The following is a 16,982-nucleotide window of genomic DNA, read 5'->3' as shown; positions in this document are numbered from 1 at the left end:
ACGTCGTCGTCGAGCGCGTCGAACACCTCGACGATCTCCTCACGACCACTGACACCCATACCGCAAACCCTACGAACGCCCACCGACAAAAACGGCCGCCATGTGACCACTGAAGCCAAAGTGACACAAGGGATTACGCATTAAGTGCAAGGCCGAACAGGGCCCGCCCTAGTCTCGAACGACGATGACCGTCTTGCCGGGCCGCCGGCCCGGGCGACTGCCGCTTTCAAACGCCTCGCGCCCCCGCTCGAGCGGGAACGCCTCGGCGATCTGCACCCGCAGCCGTCCGCTGTCGACCAGCGACGCCAACTCGGCCAGCTGATCCCGATTCGGTGTGACGATGAAAAAGATTGCCGCGACGCCATATTCGTCGGCGGCGGCCGCGGGCGGGGGCGCCGACAGGGTGACCAGCCGCCCACCCGGGCGGAGCACCGGAAACGATCGGTCCAATGTCTCACCGCCGACGGTGTCGATCACGACGTCGTAGACGGCGTCTTCGAATGTCTCGGTGCGGACGTCGATCACCCGGACGGCACCGAATCCCCGGACGAGGTCACCGGCATCGCTGCGCACCGTCGCGGTGACCCGCGCGCCCAGCATCGCGGCCAGCTGAACGGTCAGGGCGCCCACCCCGCCCGCGCCGCCGTGCACCAGCACGGCCTCACCCGGTCGCACGCCGGCGTGGTCCACCAGGGCCTGCAGGGCGGTGAGGCCGGCCAGCGGCAGCGCGGCGGCGACGGCGTGCGACACCGTCGACGGCTTGGCGGCCAGGTCCCCCGCGGGGACGCAGACGAATTCGGCCGCCGCACCGTCCCGGTCGAACTGGACCAGCCCGTACACCTCGTCGCCGGGCGCGAAGTCCGTCACGCCCGGCGCCGCCTCGGCGACGACGCCCGACACTTCATGCGACGGGATCACCGGCGTCCGGCTCACCCCGTCTCGGGTCCAGGTCTCCTCCCACGTCAACTCGTCGAACGTGATGGCGGCGGCGTGGACGGCCAGCAAGACTTCGCCCGCGGCCGGGACCGGCACCGGCGCCTGCTCGACCACCAGTTGCTCCGGGCCGCCCCGGTGGTGCGCCCGCAAAGCCCGCATCTCGGTCACGGCAGCCGCCAATCGATGGGATCGGCGCCCATGCCCGTGAGCAGTTCGTTGGCGCGGCTGAACGGGCGCGACCCGAAGAACCCCCGGGATGCCGACAGCGGCGACGGGTGCGGCGACTCGATCGCCACGCAATTGCCCTCTGCCAGCATCGGTTTGAGCGTCGACGCGTCGCGGCCCCAGAGGATCGCCACCATCGGCTGTGAGCGCGCCGCCAGCGCACGGATCGCGCACTCGGTCACCGCCTCCCAGCCCTTACCCCGGTGCGAGGCCGGATTACTCGGGCGCACGGTGAGCACCCTGTTCAGCAACATCACCCCGCGCTCGGCCCACGGCGTCAGGTCGCCACACGAGGGCTGCGGATGCCCGAGGTCGGCGGCGTACTCGTCGAAGATGTTGGCCAGGCTGCGCGGCAGCGGGCGCACGTCGGGGGCCACCGAAAAGCTCAGGCCCACCGCGTGGCCCGGCGTGGGGTAAGGGTCTTGCCCGACGATCAGCACCCGGACACCGTCGAACGGAAAAGTGAACGCGCGCAACACGTTCGGCCCCGCCGGCAGGTACCTGCGCCCGGCCGCGATCTCGGCCCGCAGGAATTGGCCCATCGCGGCGACCTGATCGGCCACCGGCTGCAGCGCCCTCGCCCACCCCGGCTCGACGAGTTCGCTCAACGGCCGCGCCGTCGTCGCCGGTCCTTTCGAAGCATCAAGGCTCATCGCGCCACCCTAACGGTCATACGACTGCCAGCCGGCGTAGCCGGTCCACTCGTGCCCGTCGACAAGGACTTCGGCCTTTCCCTCGAGAACCCGTCCGATGATCCGCCATCCGGCGGGCGCGGGACCGGCGAAACATGCCACCAGGGCGTGGTCTTCACCACCGCCGAGCACCCACGACCATGGGTCGGCGCCCGCGGCGGCGGCCGCAGCGGTCAGTGCGTCGTGGTCGGCGGTGAGCGCCGCCGTGGACACATCCATCGCTACCGCCGATGCCGAGGCGACGTGCCGCAGGTCGGCGATCAGGCCGTCGGAGACGTCGATCATCGCTTGCGATCCCCCAGCGGCCGCCGCTACGCCCTGGCCGTAGGGCGGCTGGGGAACCAGGTGCCGGCGGCGCAGCGAATCGAACCCCTCGATCCCCTTGCCGAACAACGAAAGCCCGGCCGCCGAGCGGCCGAGTTCACCGGCGACCGCGATCACCGAGCCCGCTGTCGCACCCGACCGCAGCACCGGTGCGCGGCCGTCGAGGTCACCCAGCACCGTCACGGAGATCACCCATTGCGGGCAGCTGACGAGGTCGCCGCCGGCGATGCCCGCGCCGATGCGCTGCGCCTCGTCCCACATGCCGCCGACCAGCCCGTCGACGTCGGCCGCCGGAGTGTCACCGGGCGCGCCGAACGCGACCACGAAGGCCGTCGGCCGCGCCCCCATCGCCTCGATGTCCGCGGCGTTCTGGGCGATGGCCTTGCGGCCGACGTCGCGGGGGGTCGACCAGTCCAGCCGAAAGTGCCGATCCTGCACGAGCATGTCGGTCGACACCGCGATGCGCCCGTCCCTGGCTTGCACCACCGCCGCGTCGTCACCCGGCCCGACCGCCACCGCCGCAGGCTGCCGACGGCCGCGCACCAAACGATCGATGACGGCGAACTCCCCGAGCTGCTGCAGTGTGGGTTCCGATGCGTCGTCGCGCACGCCACCTCCTCCGGCGCTTTGGTCCCCCGCGTGGGCCTCGGTCGGGTCGCCGACCTGCGGTAAGTTGGTCTACTGCCCGCGCGAGCGGCCCGCGCCAGTGTAGAACCCTGCACCGCTGTGCCAGAGATAGGAGGTGCGCGGCGGTGACGACCGACCCCGATACCCGCCCCGCCGCCGACACCGGTCCGCCCGCCGCGATGATCATCGCCGCGGTCGCGGTGGCCGTCGTGGCGATCGGCGTGATCCTGGTGATCGCGGCGAATCGTGAGGCGCCGCCGCAACCGGTCGCCGTACCCGCCGCACCGGCGCCGCAGGCCGACAGCCCCGCATGCCGGGCGTTGGCCGGGGCGCTTCCGCAGCGGCTCGGCGATTATCAACGCGCGCCCATCGCCCAACCGGCGCCCCACGGCGCCGCCGCATGGCGGGCCGGCCCGGACGGCGAGCCCGTCGTGCTGCGCTGCGGACTCGACCGTCCCGCGGAATTCGTCGTGGGATCTCCGATTCAGGTCGTCGACCGCGTGCAGTGGTTCGCCGTGCGCCCCGAACAGCAATCCGCCAGTGATGCGGGCAGGTCCACCTGGTACACCGTGGATCGGCCGGTCTATGTGGCGCTCACGCTGCCCTCGGGATCCGGCCCGACGCCGATCCAGCAACTCTCCGAGGTGGTCGACCGCACCATCGCGGCGGTCCCGATCAACCCGGGGACCCCGGCTAGTTAACGCAGGCCCACACCGCGGGCCAACGCCGTCTCGACCATGGTCGCCAGCAGCGTCGGATAGTCCACCCCGCTGGCCGCCCACATCCTCGGGTACATCGAAATCGTGGTGAACCCGGGCATCGTGTTGATTTCGTTGAGCACCGGCCCGTCGTCGGTGAGGAAGAAGTCGACCCGGGCCAAACCCTGACAGTCGATGGCGTTGAACGCCCGGATCGCCAAATGCCGGATGGTGTCGGCGATGTCGTCGTCAACCTTGGCCGGGACGTCCAATTCCGCTGCGTCGTCCAGATATTTGGTGGCGAAGTCGTAGAACGAATCCTCGCGTCCGCGTACCCCGGCCACCCGGATCTCACCCAACGTGCTGGCTTCTATTGTGCCGTCAGGCATTTCGAGCACGCCGCACTCCAGCTCGCGGCCGACGATCGCCGCCTCCACGATCACTTTCGGGTCGTGGCGACGCGCGACCGCGACGGCGGCATCCAGGTCGTCCCAGCGCGCCACCCGAGTGACGCCGATCGAGGAGCCACCGCGGGCGGGTTTGACGAACACCGGCAGACCCAGCCGCTCGCACTCATCGGGCCGCAGGGTCGACCGGGACGGGCGCAGCACCGCGTACGGGCCGACCGGAAGCCCTTCGGCGACGAACAGCTTCTTGGTGAACTCCTTGTCCATGCCCGCCGCGCTGGCCAGCACGCCGGCGCCGACATAGGGCACGCCCGCCAACTCCAGCAGACCCTGGATCGTGCCGTCTTCTCCGTACGGACCGTGCAGCACCGGGAACACCACGTCGACGGACGCCAGGACCTCGCCGGCCCCGGACGAGAGTGAGACCAGTTGGCCGCCGCGCCGCGGGTCCGCCGGCAGGGCCAGTTCGGTTCCCGACTGCGCGGTCACCTCCGGCAGCCGCCGGTCGCTGATGGCCAGCGCGTCCGGGTCACCGTCGGTGAGCACCCACGACCCTTGCGGGGTGATGCCGATCGGGACCACCTCGAACCGCTCGGGGTCGAGATTGCGCAGGATGCTGCCCGCGGACACGCACGAAATGGCGTGCTCGTTGCTGCGCCCACCGAAGACGACGGCGACGCGCACGCGGCTTCCGCTGGCACTCACAACCTGGAGAGGCTACCGGTTGCGCGGCCCGGGGGCCGGGCGGCGGGCCACTAGCTGGGGTTTCGGTCGCGGCGCGGTCACTCGGGCTTGGTCCTGCGTCCCAGCAGCAGGGCCATCGCCTCGTCCACCGACAGCCCCTTGTGACAGACGCGGTGCACGGCGTCGGTGAGCGGCATCTCGACGTCGTAACTGGACGCGAGCGCCAGCACCGACTCGCTGGACGTCACGCCTTCGACGACGTGTCCTTCCCCGGCCCGCATCGCCGATTCCATCGTCCCGCCGCGACCCAGGCGCTCGCCGAACGATCGGTTCCGCGAATACGGCGACGTGCACGTCGCGACCAGGTCACCGACGCCGGCCAGCCCGGCCAGCGTGGCGCCCTTGGCGCCGAGCGCAATGCCCAGCCGCATGATCTCGGCCAGACCGCGGGTGATGATCGCCGCCGCGGTGTTTTCGCCAAGCCCGACACCGGCCGCCATGCCGCACGCGAGCGCGATGACGTTCTTGCACGCCCCGCCGATCTCGGTGCCGACGACATCGCTGTTGGTGTACGGCCGGAGATATCCGGTGTTCAGCATGCGCTGCAGGGCGACCGCGCGCCCGGAGTCGCTGCACGCGACGACGGTCGCGGCGGGCTGGCATTCGGCGATCTCGCTGGCCAGGTTGGGCCCCGAGACCACCGCGACCTGAGCCGGATCGACACCCGTCACCGAAACGATGACCTGGCTCATCCGCATCAGCGTGCCCAGCTCGATGCCCTTGGCCAGGCTGACCAGGGTGGCGCCGTCGGCTATCAACGGTGCCCACCCTTCGAGGTTGGCGCGCATCGTCTGCGCGGGGACCGCCAACAGCACCGTCGAGGCAAAGCCCAGCGCCTCCGCCGCATCGGTGGTCGCGCGGACGTTCGCCGGCAGTATCGCGCCGGGCAGATAGTCGGGGTTGGAGCGGGTGGCGTTGATCCGGTCGGCGACCTCGGATCGACGGGCCCACAACATGACCTCCACGTCGGGTTCGCCGGCCTCGACGAGCACCTTGGCCAGCGCGGTGCCCCACGCCCCGGCACCCATGACCGCGATGGCGCCCTTCGAGCTGGCCATCCACCACCCCCGTCTGTCGTCTCCGCGTGTTGCAGCCGATACACCCTAGATCAGCGGCCGTCACGCGAGCTAGCGCGTCCGCGTTCACCGGTCGCTGGCAGGATGAGATCTCATGAGCGGCACACGAGCCGACGAAGCGGGCAGAGACGTCGCCCTGATCGTCGCCGTCAAACGCTTGGCCGCGGCCAAGACGAGGCTGGCCCCGGTGTTCTCGGCGCGCACCCGGGAGAGCGTGGTGCTGGCCATGTTGATCGACACCCTGACCGCGGCGGGCCGGGTGGCGTCGTTGGGCTCGATCACCGTCATCACGCCCGACGAGGCCGCGGCCGCCGCGGCGACCGAGCTGGGCGCCGAGGTGCTGGCCGACCCGACGCCCCAGGGGCACGGCGACCCGCTCAACAACGCCATCGCCACCGCCGAACGGGCCGTCGGCGGTTTTTTCCCGAATGTCGTTGCGTTGCAGGGGGATTTGCCGGCGCTTCAGACGCAGGAGCTGGCCGAGGCGATCGCCGCCGCGCGTCATCACCGGCGCAGCTTCGTCGCCGACCGGCTGGCCACGGGAACCGCGGCCCTCTTCGCCTTCGGCGCCCCGCTCGATCCGCAGTTCGGTTCCGATTCGTCGGCGCGACACCGGCGTTCGGGTGCTATCGAGCTGACCGGTGCGTGGCCGGGCCTGCGCTGCGACGTCGACACTCCCGACGACCTCGCCACCGCGCGCCGGCTGGGGGTGGGCGCGGCCACCGCCCGTGCGCTCGCCCAGCACTGACTCGACCGGCGACGCGGCGTACCTGTCCACGCGGTGAACGTCGGCCCAACGGCGAATGGATGTCCGCCGAGCGCTAGCAGCATCGGCGAGTGATGAGCAATGATCGCAGGGTGACCGAAACCGAAGCTGAGGCGCGCCCCGAAGAGAACTTGTGGCATCAAGGCGACTCGGCCGTGGCAGCGCCGCCCGCCGCGACGCCCTCCGCGCTCACCGACCTGCCGGAGGACCGCTATCTCAACCGGGAGCTGAGCTGGCTGGACTTCAACGCCCGCGTGCTGGCGCTGGCCGCCGACAGCTCGTTGCCATTGTTGGAGCGGGCCAAGTTTCTGGCGATCTTCGCCTCCAACCTCGACGAGTTCTACATGGTCCGGGTCGCCGGCCTGAAGCGCCGCGACGAGATGGGGCTGTCGGTGCGCTCCGCCGACGGCCTGACGCCGCGCGAGCAACTGGCCCTGATCGGTGAGCAGACGCAGCGGATCGCGACCCGGCACGCGCGGGTGTTTCTCGATTCGGTGCGACCGGCGCTCGCCGAGGAAGGCATACATATAGTCACGTGGGCCGATTTGGATCAGAGTGAGCGCGACGAACTGTCCACCTATTTCCACGAACAAGTCTTTCCCGTTCTCACGCCGCTCGCCGTCGATCCCGCTCACCCCTTCCCGTTCGTCAGTGGCCTGAGCCTGAACCTGGCGGTCATGGTGCGCCAGCCCGAGGACGGCGGCCAGCACTTCGCGCGAGTGAAGGTGCCCAACAACGTCGATCGCTTCGTCGAACTGGGCGCGCGCGAGACCGATGACGGCGAAGGCCCCACCATAATTCGCTACCTGCCAATGGAAGAGCTGATCGCGGCCTTCCTGCCGGTGCTGTTCCCTGGCATGGAGATCGTCCAGCATCACGCTTTCCGCATCACCCGCAACGCGGACTACGAGGTCGAAGAGGACCGCGACGAAGACCTGTTGCAAGCGCTGGAACGGGAATTGGCGCGCAGGCGGTTCGGGTCGCCGGTGCGACTCGAGGTCGCCAACGACATGACCGAGAGCATGCTGGAACTGCTGCTGCGCGAACTCGACGTGAACCCGGGTGACGTCATCGAGGTGCCGGGCCTACTCGACCTTTCGTCGTTGTGGCAGGTCTACAGCGTCGACCGGCCGGCGCTGAAAGACCCGGCATTCGTCCCGGCCACCAGTCCCGCATTCGTCGACCGCGAGACGCCCAGGAGCATCTTCGCAACGCTGCGCGAAGGCGATGTGCTGCTTCATCATCCGTATGAGTCGTTCTCCACCAGCGTGCAGCGATTCATCGAGCAGGCCGCCGCCGATCCGAATGTGCTGGCGATCAAGCAGACTCTGTACCGCACATCCGGCGATTCGCCGATCGTTCGGGCGCTCATCGCCGCCGCGGAGGCCGGCAAGCAAGTGGTGGCGCTCGTGGAGATCAAGGCGCGCTTCGACGAGCAGGCCAACATCCGCTGGGCGCGAACGCTGGAGCAGGCGGGCGTGCACGTCGTATACGGGTACGTCGGGCTCAAGACGCACTGCAAGACCTGCCTGGTGGTCCGGCGCGAGGGCTCGGCGATCCGGCGCTACTGCCACATCGGAACCGGCAACTACAACGGAAAGACGGCGCGACTGTACGAAGACGTCGGTCTGCTGACAGCCTCTCCCGAGATCGGGGCCGATCTGACCGACCTGTTCAATTCGCTTACCGGCTACTCGCGCAAGGTCTCCTACCGCAACCTTCTGGTCGCCCCGCACGGGATTCGCACCGGCATCATCGAACGCGTCGAGCGCGAGATCGCCGCCCACCGCGAACACGGCGGCGGCCGGATCCGGCTCAAGATGAATGCGCTCGTCGACGAGCAGGTCATCGACGCGCTCTACCGCGCGTCGATGGCGGACGTGCGGGTGGAGGTGGTGGTGCGCGGCATCTGCGCGCTGCGCCCCGGCGCCGAAGGATTCTCGGAGAACATCGCGGTGCGCTCGATTCTCGGTCGCTTCCTCGAGCATTCCCGCATCATGCATTTCAATCGCATCAACGAGTTTTGGATCGGCAGCGCGGACATGATGCACCGCAACCTCGACCGCCGCGTCGAGGCGCTGGTTCAGGTGAAGGATCCCAGGCTGACCTCATATCTGGACGACCTGTTCGAGTCCGCGCTGGACCCGTCCACCCGGTGCTGGGAGCTGGGGCCCGACGGACAGTGGATCGCGTCACCGCACGACGGCCACACCGTGCGCGACCATCAAGTGTCGTTGATGGAGCGACACCGCAGTCCGTAGCCTCTGCGTGGTGATTTACGGTGGTCTTCCGGCCGCACCGCAAACGTGTGCGCGGTCCCGACCGAATTGACCTGCAGGAGTTGAGTTGCCGACCAAGAGCTCGTCCACCGCTCGGCGTCCGGGAAGCCGGATCGTCTATGCCGCCGGCGCGGTCTTGTGGCGGCCGACCGATTCCTCCAACCCCGGCCTCGAGCTCGCGGTGATCCACCGCCCCCGCTACGACGACTGGTCGCTGCCGAAGGGGAAGGTGGATCCGGGCGAGACCGCGCCCGTCGCCGCGGTGCGGGAAGTGTGCGAGGAGACGGGGCAGCATGCGGTCCTGGGCCGTCGGCTCGACATGGTGAGTTACCCGATCGAGGCGGGCGTCAAGAAGGTCTACTACTGGGCGGCGCGCAGCCATGGCGGAGACTTCATCCCCGGCAACGAGGTCGACGAACTGGTGTGGTTGCCGATACCCGACGCGCTGAAGAGACTGAGCTATTCGCATGACCGAAAGATGTTGCGCCACTTCATGAAGCACCCTGCCGACACCCGCTCGGTGGTGGTGGTGCGACATGGCACGGCGGGACGGAAATCACGGTTCAAGGGCGACGACACCCAGCGGCCGCTGGACAAACGCGGGCGCGCGCAGGCCGAGGCACTGGTTCCGCAGCTGCTGGCGTTCGGCGCCACCGACGTGTATGCGGCCGACCGCCTGCGCTGCCACCAGACGGTGGAACCGCTGGCCGAGGAATTGGGCGTGACGGTGCACAACGAGCCGACCCTCACCGAGGAGGCCTACGGCAAGAGCCCCAAACGCGGCCGACACCGAATGCTCGAGATCGCCGAGCACGAAGGCACACCGGTCATTTGCACTCAGGGCAAGGTGATTCCGGACTTGATCGCGTGGTGGTGCGAGCGGGACGGGATACGTCCCGACAAGTCGCGCAACCACAAGGGCAGCACCTGGGTGCTTTCACTATCAGGTGGCCGGCTGGTGGCCGCCGACCACATCGGCGGCGCGCTGGCCGCCAACGTGCGGGCCTGACACGCGAATACCCTTCGGGCGCACCACTGCGGCCCGAAGGGTATTCGCGTTGAGAACTCGGCTGCTGCCTTAACGGCGACCGCGACGCGCGGTGGCCTTCTTGGCCGGAGCCTTCTTCGCCGCGGCCTTCTTAGCCGGGGCCTTGGTCGCGGCCTTCTTAGCCGGAGCCTTCTTCGCCACGACCTTCTTCGCCGCGGTCTTCTTAGCCGGGGCCTTGGTCGCGGCCTTCTTGGCCGGGGCCTTGGTCGCGGCCTTCTTGGCCGGAGCCTTGGTCGCCGCCTTCTTGGCCGGAGCCTTCTTGGCGGCGGTCTTCTTCGCCGCGGCCTTCTTGGCGGGAGCCTTCTTGGCGGCGGTCTTCTTGGCCGCGCCGCTTGCCACTACACCACGCTTCACTGCAGGTCCTTCCGACGGGAGACGCTGTGCGCCAGAGACAACCGCTTTGAATTGAGCACCGGGGCGGAACGCCGGGACGGAGGTCGGCTTTACCTTCACCGTCTCGCCGGTACGCGGGTTGCGGGCCACGCGGGCCGCGCGGCGCCGTTGCTCGAAAACACCGAACCCGGTAATGGTGACGCTGTCGCCCTTGTGCACGGCACGCACAATGGTGTCGACGACGTTCTCGACGGCGGCGGTTGCCTGCCGACGGTCGGTGTTCAATTTTTGAGTGAGCACATCTATGAGCTCTGCCTTATTCATCCAATCCCTCCGACGCTAGTGGTCCTCGATTTGAACCGACTAGTGCACACGGTAAACCCTCACCCAGCAAATTTCCAAGAGCCACGCGCAATTTCAGGGTCGGACAATCCGACGTTTCGCAATCCGGTTGCCGCCCTTGACCGGTGGCGGGACTGGGAAATCGGCCCGGTTTAGTTAGGTGAGCGAGAAGAAATTCCGGCGTTCTCGACCGTTCAGGAGGCGGGCAGAGTGCGCGGTTTCCACTGCGGATAGGCGGCCTCGTAAGATTCGATCTTGTCGAGTTTCCGCAGCGTAAGGGCTATATCGTCGAGGCCTTCGAGCAATCGCCATGCGGTGTGGTCGTCAATCTTGAACGGCAACACCGTCGTTCCGGCGGTGATATTTCGATCTTGAAGATTGGCAGTGATTTCCAGTCCCGGACTCTGCTCGATGAGCTTCCAAAGGAGTTCCACGCCGTCCTGAGAAACTTCGGCCGCCAGCAGGCCCGCCTTCCCGGCGTTGCCCCGGAAGATGTCACCGAATCGAGACGAGATGACCACCCGGAACCCGTAGTCCATGAGCGCCCACACCGCGTGCTCGCGGGACGAGCCGGTCCCGAAATCGGGGCCGGCGACCAGGACCGTCCCACGGTCAAAGGGACTGAGGTTGAGGACGAATGAGGGATCCGAGCGCCAGCTGGCGAACAACCCATCCTCGAAACCGGTTCGGGTGACGCGCTTCAAATACACCGCCGGAATGATCTGATCGGTGTCGACATTGGACCGCCGCAACGGCACGCCGATACCGGTGTGGGAGTGAAATGCTTCCATGCTCATCTCTTCTTCTCGATTGGGTCAGTTCAAATCGGCCGGGGCGGACAATGTGCCGCGAACCGCCGTCGCGGCGGCTACGGCCGGTGACACCAGATGCGTGCGGCCGCCTTTCCCCTGGCGCCCTTCGAAGTTGCGGTTCGACGTGGCCGCGCACCGCTCACCCGGCGCCAGCTGGTCCGGGTTCATTCCCAGGCACATCGAGCAGCCCGCCTGTCGCCATTCGGCGCCCGCTGCGGTGAAAACCTCGCCCAGCCCTTCGGCTTCGGCCTGCGCCCGCACCCGCATGGACCCGGGCACCACGAGCATCCGCACTCCGGGCGCCAGCCTGCGGCCGCGCAGCACGTCGGCGACCACCCGCAGGTCTTCGATACGACCGTTGGTACAAGAGCCCACGAACACGGTGTCGACCGCGATATCGCGCATCGGAGTGCCCGGCCGAAGGTCCATGTAAGCCAAGGCTTTCTCGGCGGCCTGCCGCTCGGAGTCGCCGGCCATCAGCTCCGGGTCGGGCACAGCCGCGGCCAGCGGCACTCCCTGACCGGGATTTGTTCCCCACGTCACGAACGGACTCAACGATGTTGCGTCGAGGCGGACCTCGGTGTCGAAAACGGCACCGGGGTCGGTGTGCAACTCCTGCCAATAGCGCATCGCCGCGTCCCATTGCGCCCCCTGCGGCGCGTGCGGCTTGTCGCGCAGGAATTCAAAGGTGGTGGCGTCCGGGGCTACCATGCCCGCTCTGGCGCCGGCCTCGATGCTCATGTTGCAGATCGTCATCCGGCCTTCCATCGACAGTGATTCGATGGCGCTGCCGCGGTATTCGATGACGTGCCCCTGACCGCCGCCGGTGCCGATCTTGGCGATCAAGGCGAGAATGATGTCCTTGGCCGTCACCCCGGCGGGCAATTCGCCCTCGACATTGACCGCCATCGTCTTGAACGGCCGCAGCGGCAACGTCTGCGTGGCAAGCACGTGCTCGACCTCCGAGGTGCCAATGCCCATTGCCAGTGCGCCGAATGCGCCGTGCGTCGACGTGTGACTATCACCACAGACAACGGTCATTCCCGGTTGGGTCAGACCCAATTGCGGCCCGACGACATGCACGATGCCCTGCTCGATATTGCCCATCGGATAAAGGCGAATGCCGAATTCGGCGCAGTTGCGGCGCAACGTTTCGACCTGGGTGCGCGACACCGGGTCGGCGATCGGCTTGTCGATGTCGACAGTGGGCACGTTGTGATCCTCGGTGGCCAGTGTCAGATCGGGCCGTCGCACCGGACGGCCGGCCAGCCGCAGCCCATCGAAGGCCTGCGGGCTGGTGACCTCGTGCACCAGATGCAGATCGATGTAGATCAGGTCGGGCGCCCCCCCGTGTTCGGGGTCGCTGCCATTATCCACAACGTGGTCGTCCCAGACCTTTTCGGCCAGGGTGCGCGGCTTGCCGGATCCCATCTGCATTCGCCTCAATTCCTCATCCGCGGCTCGCCGATCGACCATGGGCTGTGATCTCAGAATGCGAGACGCTAGTATCTTCTTGTGAGACAGCATAGCGGCATCGGCGTACTCGACAAAGCTGTGGATGTCCTGCAGACCGTTGCCCAATCCCCATGCGGACTGGCCGAACTGTGCGAACGAACCGGATTGCCCAGGGCCACCGCGTATCGGCTGGCCGCAGCGCTGGAGATCCATCGCCTGCTGGCCCGCGACGACGAAGGCCGCTGGGGACTCGGTCCGGCCGTCACCGAGCTCGCCGCCCATGTCAACGATCCGCTGCTGGCCGCCAGTGCGGGGGTGCTTCCCCTGCTGCGCGAGACCACCGGGGAAAGCGTGCAGCTGTACCGCCGCGAGGGCATCGAACGGGTCTGTGTGGCAGCCCTGGAACCGGCTGCGGGCCTTCGCGATACGGTCCCGGTCGGGGCGCGATTGCCGATGACGGCGGGCTCGGGCGCCAAGGTGCTGCTGGCCCACAGCGACGCGGCGACGCAAAAAGCGGTGCTACCGACCGCGAAATTCACCGAGCGCACGCTGGCCGAAGTGCGCCGGCGCGGCTGGGCACAAAGCGTGGCCGAGCGCGAGCCCGGGGTGGCGAGCGTGTCGGTTCCCGTGCGCGACAGCCGCGGTGCCGTGATCGCCGCAATCTCGGTGTCGGGACCCGTCGACCGCATCGGCCGGCGTCCCGGCGCGCGCTGGGCCGCCGATCTACTGGCCGCGGCCGAAGCGCTCACCCGCCGGCTCTGAACGTCGCGTGGATGCTTCCTTCGCGACCGGCGCACAATCGAGCGCACGCGGCCTGACAGACTGACCGCCATGGGAACCAATCAGCGCGCGAGCATCGTCATGTCCGATGACGAAATCGCCGACTTCGTCGTCAAGAGCCGCACCGGGACGCTGGCCACCGTCGGCCCCGACGGCCAGCCGCACCTGACCGCAATGTGGTACGCCGTCGTGGACGGCGAGATCTGGCTCGAAACCAAGGCCAAGTCGCAGAAGGCGGTCAACCTCAAACGCGATCCCCGGGTGAGCTTCCTGATCGAGGACGGCGACACCTATGACACGTTGCGTGGAGTGTCGTTCGAGGGCGTCGCCGAGATCGTCGACGACCCCGACGTCGCACACCGGGTCGGGGTCAGCGTGTTCGAGCGTTACACCGGGCCTTACACCGACGAGATGAAGCCGTTCGTCGAGCAGATGATGAACAAGCGCGTCTGCGTGCGAATCGTCGCCCATCGCGCCCGCTCGTGGGATCACCGCAAACTCGGCCTGCCGGCCATGCCCGTGGGTGGATCCACCGCACCGGCAGTGCTGGGCACCGGCCAATAATTTTTGTAGCCCCGATGGGATTCGAACCCACGCTACCGCCGTGAGAGGGCGGCGTCCTAGGCCGCTAGACGACGGGGCCGGACACGATCCGGAGAGTCAGCATAGCTCACGCTCCAAACCCCACCTAATCGCTTGAGGTGGCGAGATTTTGCTGGGGTACCAGGACTCGAACCTAGAATGGCTGAACCAGAATCAGCTGTGTTGCCAATTACACCATACCCCATTGGCTGCCTAAAACCGCTGGTCAACGGTCATTTGGAGCCGTATCGAGCTGCTCGGAAGACCGCTGCCGCCAACCGTTGTCGGCCTTTGTGAGCCGCAGTGCAGACTACCAAAGACTCTCGGGACAATCCGCATGCGAGGCCCGCGAGGTCTAGGGCCTATCCGGCGACCGTTTCGCGTGCGGCGCGTAGCCGCTGCACGCTGCGGTCACGGCCGAGCAGCTCCAGCGATTCGAACAACGGCGGGCTGACCGTCGTTCCCGTGGCGGCCACCCGGATCGGACCGAACGCCTTACGCGGTTTGAGGCCGAGGCTTTCGATGAGCGCACCCTTGAGGGCGGCCTCGATCTGCGCCGTGGTCCAGTCCGTCACGCCGTCCAGCGCCGCCAGCGCGGCGTCCAGCACCGCGGCGGCGTCCGGACCGAGCTCCTTGGCGGCGGCCTTGGGGTCGATGGCGTATTCGTCGTCGTTGAGGAACCTGAGCAGGTCCCACGCGTCGGCGAGCACGACGATGCGCGTCTGGACTAGGTCGGCGGCGGTGGCGAACGCCGCGCCGTCCAATCCGACGCGATGTCCGTGGACGTCGAAGTAGTCGCGCAGCCGGCGCGCGAAATCCGCGGGCTCGAGCATGCGGATGTGCTCACCGTTGAGGGCGTCGGCCTTCTTCTGATCGAAGCGGGCCGGGTTGGAATTGACGTCGACGACGTCGAACGCGGCGACCATTTCGTCGAGACTGAACAGGTCGTGGTCGTCGGCGATCGCCCAGCCGAGCAACGCGAGATAGTTCAGCAGCCCCTCGGGGATGAAGCCGCGGTCGCGGTGGGCGAACAGATTCGACTGCGGGTCGCGCTTGGAGAGTTTCTTGGTCCCCTCCCCCAATACCGTTGGCAGGTGCGCGAACTCCGGTATGCGCTCGGCCACGCCGATCCGGATCAGCGACTGGTACAGCGCGAGCTGACGCGGCGTGGAGGGCAGTAGGTCCTCGCCCCGCAGCACGTGGGTGATTTTCATCAGCGCGTCGTCGCAGGGGTTGACCAAGGTGTACAACGGATCTCCGTTGGCGCGGGTCAGCGCGAAGTCCGGCACGGTGCCCGCGGCGAAATTGGTGGGTCCGCGCACCAGGTCGTGCCAGCCGAGGTCTTCGTCGGGCATCCGCAGCCGCACCACCGGCTTGCGGCCCTCGGCCAGGAAAGCGGCGCGCTGGGCATCGGTCAGCTGCCGGTCGAAGTTGTCGTACCCCAGTTTGGGGTTGCGGCCCGCCGCGATGTGGCGCGCCTCAACCTCTTCCGGCGTCGAGAAAGCGTAGTAGGCCTCGCCCGCTTCGAGCAGCTTGGCCACCACGTCCCGGTAGATCTCTTTGCGCTGCGACTGCCGGTATGGGCCGTAGGTCCCGCCGACCTCGGGCCCCTCGTCCCAGTCGAGGCCCAGCCAGCGCAGCGCGTCGAGCAGCGCCAGATAGCTTTCCTCGCTGTCGCGTTCGGCGTCGGTGTCCTCGATGCGGAAGACGAAGGTGCCACCCGTGTGCCGGGCGTAGGCCCAGTTGAACAGCGCGGTGCGGACCATCCCGACGTGCGGGGTGCCGGTAGGCGACGGGCAGAACCTGACGCGGACTTTCGTTTCGGTAGTCACGACTTTCCCTTACGGACCACGGGATTGGTGAGGGTACCGATGCCCTCGATGGTGACGGAGACCGTGTCGCCGTCCTCGATCGGACCGACCCCGGCCGGCGTTCCGGTGAGGATGAGGTCGCCGGGCAACAGGGTCATCACGGCCGAGATCCACTCGACGATGGCGCCGACGTCGTGAATCATCAGAGAGGTACGGCTGTGTTGCTTCACCGCGCCGTTGACGTCGGTGCGGATTTCGAGATCAGCCGGATCGACGTCGGTGACGATCCACGGACCCACCGGACAGAAGGTGTCGTGCCCTTTGGCCCGGGTCCACTGGCCGTCGGCCTTCTGTTGGTCGCGCGCCGACACGTCGTTTCCGATTGTGTAGCCCAGGATGCTGTCGGCGGCCTCGGCCGCCGAGACGTCCTTGCAGGGCCTGCCGATGACCGCGGCCAGCTCGCCCTCGAAATGCACGGGTGATGCGTTGGCGGGCAACCGGATCGGCACGTTGGGTCCGACGATGGCCGTATTGGGCTTGAGGAAGATGATGGGATCCGGCGCCGCGGGGCCGGTGAGCTCGGTCATCTCGGCGATGTGATCGGCGTAGTTCTTGCCGATGCAGACCACCTTGCTGGCCAGTATCGGAGCCAGCAACCGCACATCGGCCAGCGGCCACGATCGGCCGGTGAAGTTCGGCGTGCCAAAGGGATGCTCAGCGATCTCGCGGGCGATCATGGCGGCGGGATCGGCGAGTTCGCCCTCGATGCTGACGAAGGCGACACCGTCCGGGCTGGCGATTCGACCAAGGCGCATTTGGTTGAGCCTACTGATGAGCGGTTTGGGCGTCGCAAAGGCAGCAGGCACACGGTAATTACCAGCGCTTTTCGGGGCGTGTGCGAGCATTGGGGATGCAACCGGCAACGACCACGACGCGTGAACTGGGTGCGGGCGGGCGCTGGTCGATCATGGTCGTATCGCTGGTGGCCACGGCGAGCTCCTTCCTCTTCATCAACGGCGTCGCGTTCTTGATTCCCTCGCTACAG

Annotated in this window: 16 protein-coding genes, 2 tRNA genes and 1 pseudogene; 7 read left to right on the top strand and 12 right to left on the bottom strand. The window is 67.8% G+C overall.

The window, feature by feature from the left end:
• Nucleotides 1-168 precede the first annotated feature (168 nt).
• The 3 genes from A5697_RS15580 to A5697_RS15570 are packed head-to-tail and all read right to left on the bottom strand — an operon-like array spanning nucleotide 169 to nucleotide 2,786.
• Nucleotides 169-1,095: an NADP-dependent oxidoreductase gene (locus A5697_RS15580; RefSeq protein ID WP_068011334.1), complete on the bottom strand. Its 927-nt coding sequence runs from the start codon at nucleotides 1,093-1,095 to the stop codon at nucleotides 169-171.
• A 5-nt stretch (nucleotides 1,096-1,100) separates the two neighbouring features.
• Nucleotides 1,101-1,814, bottom strand: a complete 714-nt coding sequence (locus A5697_RS15575) for a uracil-DNA glycosylase (RefSeq protein WP_068011332.1) — start codon at nucleotides 1,812-1,814, stop codon at nucleotides 1,101-1,103.
• Between the two features lie 9 nt (nucleotides 1,815-1,823).
• Nucleotides 1,824-2,786: a thiamine-phosphate kinase gene (locus A5697_RS15570; RefSeq protein WP_068011331.1), complete on the bottom strand. Its 963-nt coding sequence runs from the start codon at nucleotides 2,784-2,786 to the stop codon at nucleotides 1,824-1,826.
• A 197-nt stretch (nucleotides 2,787-2,983) separates the two neighbouring features.
• On the opposite strand from A5697_RS15570, the gene A5697_RS15565 reads away from it, so the two are divergent.
• A complete protein-coding gene (locus A5697_RS15565) occupies nucleotides 2,984-3,505 on the top strand; it encodes a DUF3515 domain-containing protein (RefSeq protein ID WP_082953420.1) in 522 nt (173 codons plus the stop codon).
• Here A5697_RS15565 and A5697_RS15560 read toward each other — a convergent pair.
• Nucleotides 3,502-4,614, bottom strand: a complete 1,113-nt coding sequence (locus tag A5697_RS15560; protein WP_068011330.1) for a D-alanine--D-alanine ligase family protein — start codon at nucleotides 4,612-4,614, stop codon at nucleotides 3,502-3,504. The genes A5697_RS15565 and A5697_RS15560 overlap by 4 nt on opposite strands.
• 77 nt (nucleotides 4,615-4,691) lie before the next feature.
• Nucleotides 4,692-5,711 carry an NAD(P)H-dependent glycerol-3-phosphate dehydrogenase gene (locus A5697_RS15555; RefSeq protein WP_067948223.1) on the bottom strand — a complete coding sequence of 340 codons (1,020 nt, stop codon included), beginning with the start codon at nucleotides 5,709-5,711 and terminating at the stop codon, nucleotides 4,692-4,694.
• A gap of 112 nt (nucleotides 5,712-5,823) precedes the next feature.
• Between A5697_RS15555 and cofC the strand changes: the two genes are divergently transcribed.
• From cofC to A5697_RS15540, 3 genes are all read left to right on the top strand, one after another.
• Nucleotides 5,824-6,477 (top strand): 2-phospho-L-lactate guanylyltransferase, encoded by a 654-nt coding sequence (gene cofC / locus A5697_RS15550; RefSeq protein WP_068011329.1) that lies wholly within the window; start codon nucleotides 5,824-5,826, stop codon nucleotides 6,475-6,477.
• Nucleotides 6,478-6,566: 89 nt separating this feature from the next.
• Nucleotides 6,567-8,756: an RNA degradosome polyphosphate kinase gene (locus A5697_RS15545; RefSeq protein ID WP_067948226.1), complete on the top strand. Its 2,190-nt coding sequence runs from the start codon at nucleotides 6,567-6,569 to the stop codon at nucleotides 8,754-8,756.
• 85 nt (nucleotides 8,757-8,841) lie between these two features.
• The gene (locus A5697_RS15540; protein ID WP_067948227.1) at nucleotides 8,842-9,783 is read left to right on the top strand and encodes an NUDIX hydrolase; all 942 of its coding nucleotides are present in this window, start codon (nucleotides 8,842-8,844) and stop codon (nucleotides 9,781-9,783) included.
• Between the two features lie 69 nt (nucleotides 9,784-9,852).
• On the opposite strand, the gene A5697_RS15535 is transcribed toward A5697_RS15540, so the two are convergent.
• The 3 genes from A5697_RS15535 to leuC form a co-directional block, all read right to left on the bottom strand.
• Entirely contained in the window at nucleotides 9,853-10,479 is a 627-nt protein-coding gene (locus A5697_RS15535) for an HU family DNA-binding protein (RefSeq protein ID WP_068011328.1), read from the bottom strand.
• Between the two features lie 212 nt (nucleotides 10,480-10,691).
• Complete coding sequence (gene leuD, locus A5697_RS15530) at nucleotides 10,692-11,288, bottom strand: 3-isopropylmalate dehydratase small subunit (protein ID WP_067948231.1); 597 nt, start codon at nucleotides 11,286-11,288, stop codon at nucleotides 10,692-10,694.
• Between the two features lie 24 nt (nucleotides 11,289-11,312).
• Nucleotides 11,313-12,746: a 3-isopropylmalate dehydratase large subunit gene (gene leuC / locus A5697_RS15525; RefSeq protein WP_156673315.1), complete on the bottom strand. Its 1,434-nt coding sequence runs from the start codon at nucleotides 12,744-12,746 to the stop codon at nucleotides 11,313-11,315.
• A gap of 78 nt (nucleotides 12,747-12,824) precedes the next feature.
• Between leuC and A5697_RS15520 the strand changes: the two genes are divergently transcribed.
• Nucleotides 12,825-13,526 carry an IclR family transcriptional regulator gene (locus A5697_RS15520; RefSeq protein ID WP_068011327.1) on the top strand — a complete coding sequence of 234 codons (702 nt, stop codon included), beginning with the start codon at nucleotides 12,825-12,827 and terminating at the stop codon, nucleotides 13,524-13,526.
• Nucleotides 13,527-13,595: 69 nt separating this feature from the next.
• Nucleotides 13,596-14,108, top strand: a complete 513-nt coding sequence (locus A5697_RS15515) for a pyridoxamine 5'-phosphate oxidase family protein (RefSeq protein ID WP_067948235.1) — start codon at nucleotides 13,596-13,598, stop codon at nucleotides 14,106-14,108.
• A 6-nt stretch (nucleotides 14,109-14,114) separates the two neighbouring features.
• Here the strand turns inward: A5697_RS15515 and A5697_RS15510 are convergent.
• The 4 genes from A5697_RS15510 to A5697_RS15495 form a co-directional block, all read right to left on the bottom strand.
• Nucleotides 14,115-14,187, bottom strand: a tRNA-Glu gene (locus A5697_RS15510).
• Between the two features lie 72 nt (nucleotides 14,188-14,259).
• Nucleotides 14,260-14,331: transfer RNA gene (locus A5697_RS15505), tRNA-Gln, on the bottom strand.
• A 157-nt stretch (nucleotides 14,332-14,488) separates the two neighbouring features.
• On the bottom strand, nucleotides 14,489-15,958 hold the full coding sequence (gene gltX, locus A5697_RS15500; RefSeq protein WP_082953419.1) for a glutamate--tRNA ligase: 1,470 nt from the start codon (nucleotides 15,956-15,958) through the stop codon (nucleotides 14,489-14,491).
• Nucleotides 15,955-16,752 carry a fumarylacetoacetate hydrolase family protein gene (locus A5697_RS15495; protein ID WP_067947627.1) on the bottom strand — a complete coding sequence of 266 codons (798 nt, stop codon included), beginning with the start codon at nucleotides 16,750-16,752 and terminating at the stop codon, nucleotides 15,955-15,957. The genes gltX and A5697_RS15495 overlap by 4 nt, the downstream gene beginning before the upstream one ends.
• A 95-nt stretch (nucleotides 16,753-16,847) precedes the next feature.
• Between A5697_RS15495 and A5697_RS27790 the strand changes: the two are divergent.
• Nucleotides 16,848-16,982 (top strand): annotated as a pseudogene (locus A5697_RS27790) (MFS transporter); the annotation flags it as partial.

It is taken from the genome of Mycobacterium sp. E3251, from assembly GCF_001666835.1.
Lineage (GTDB): Bacteria > Actinomycetota > Actinomycetes > Mycobacteriales > Mycobacteriaceae > Mycobacterium.
Note: the sequence above shows the minus strand (reverse complement) of the source record. Positions and strands in the feature narration are given on the sequence as shown.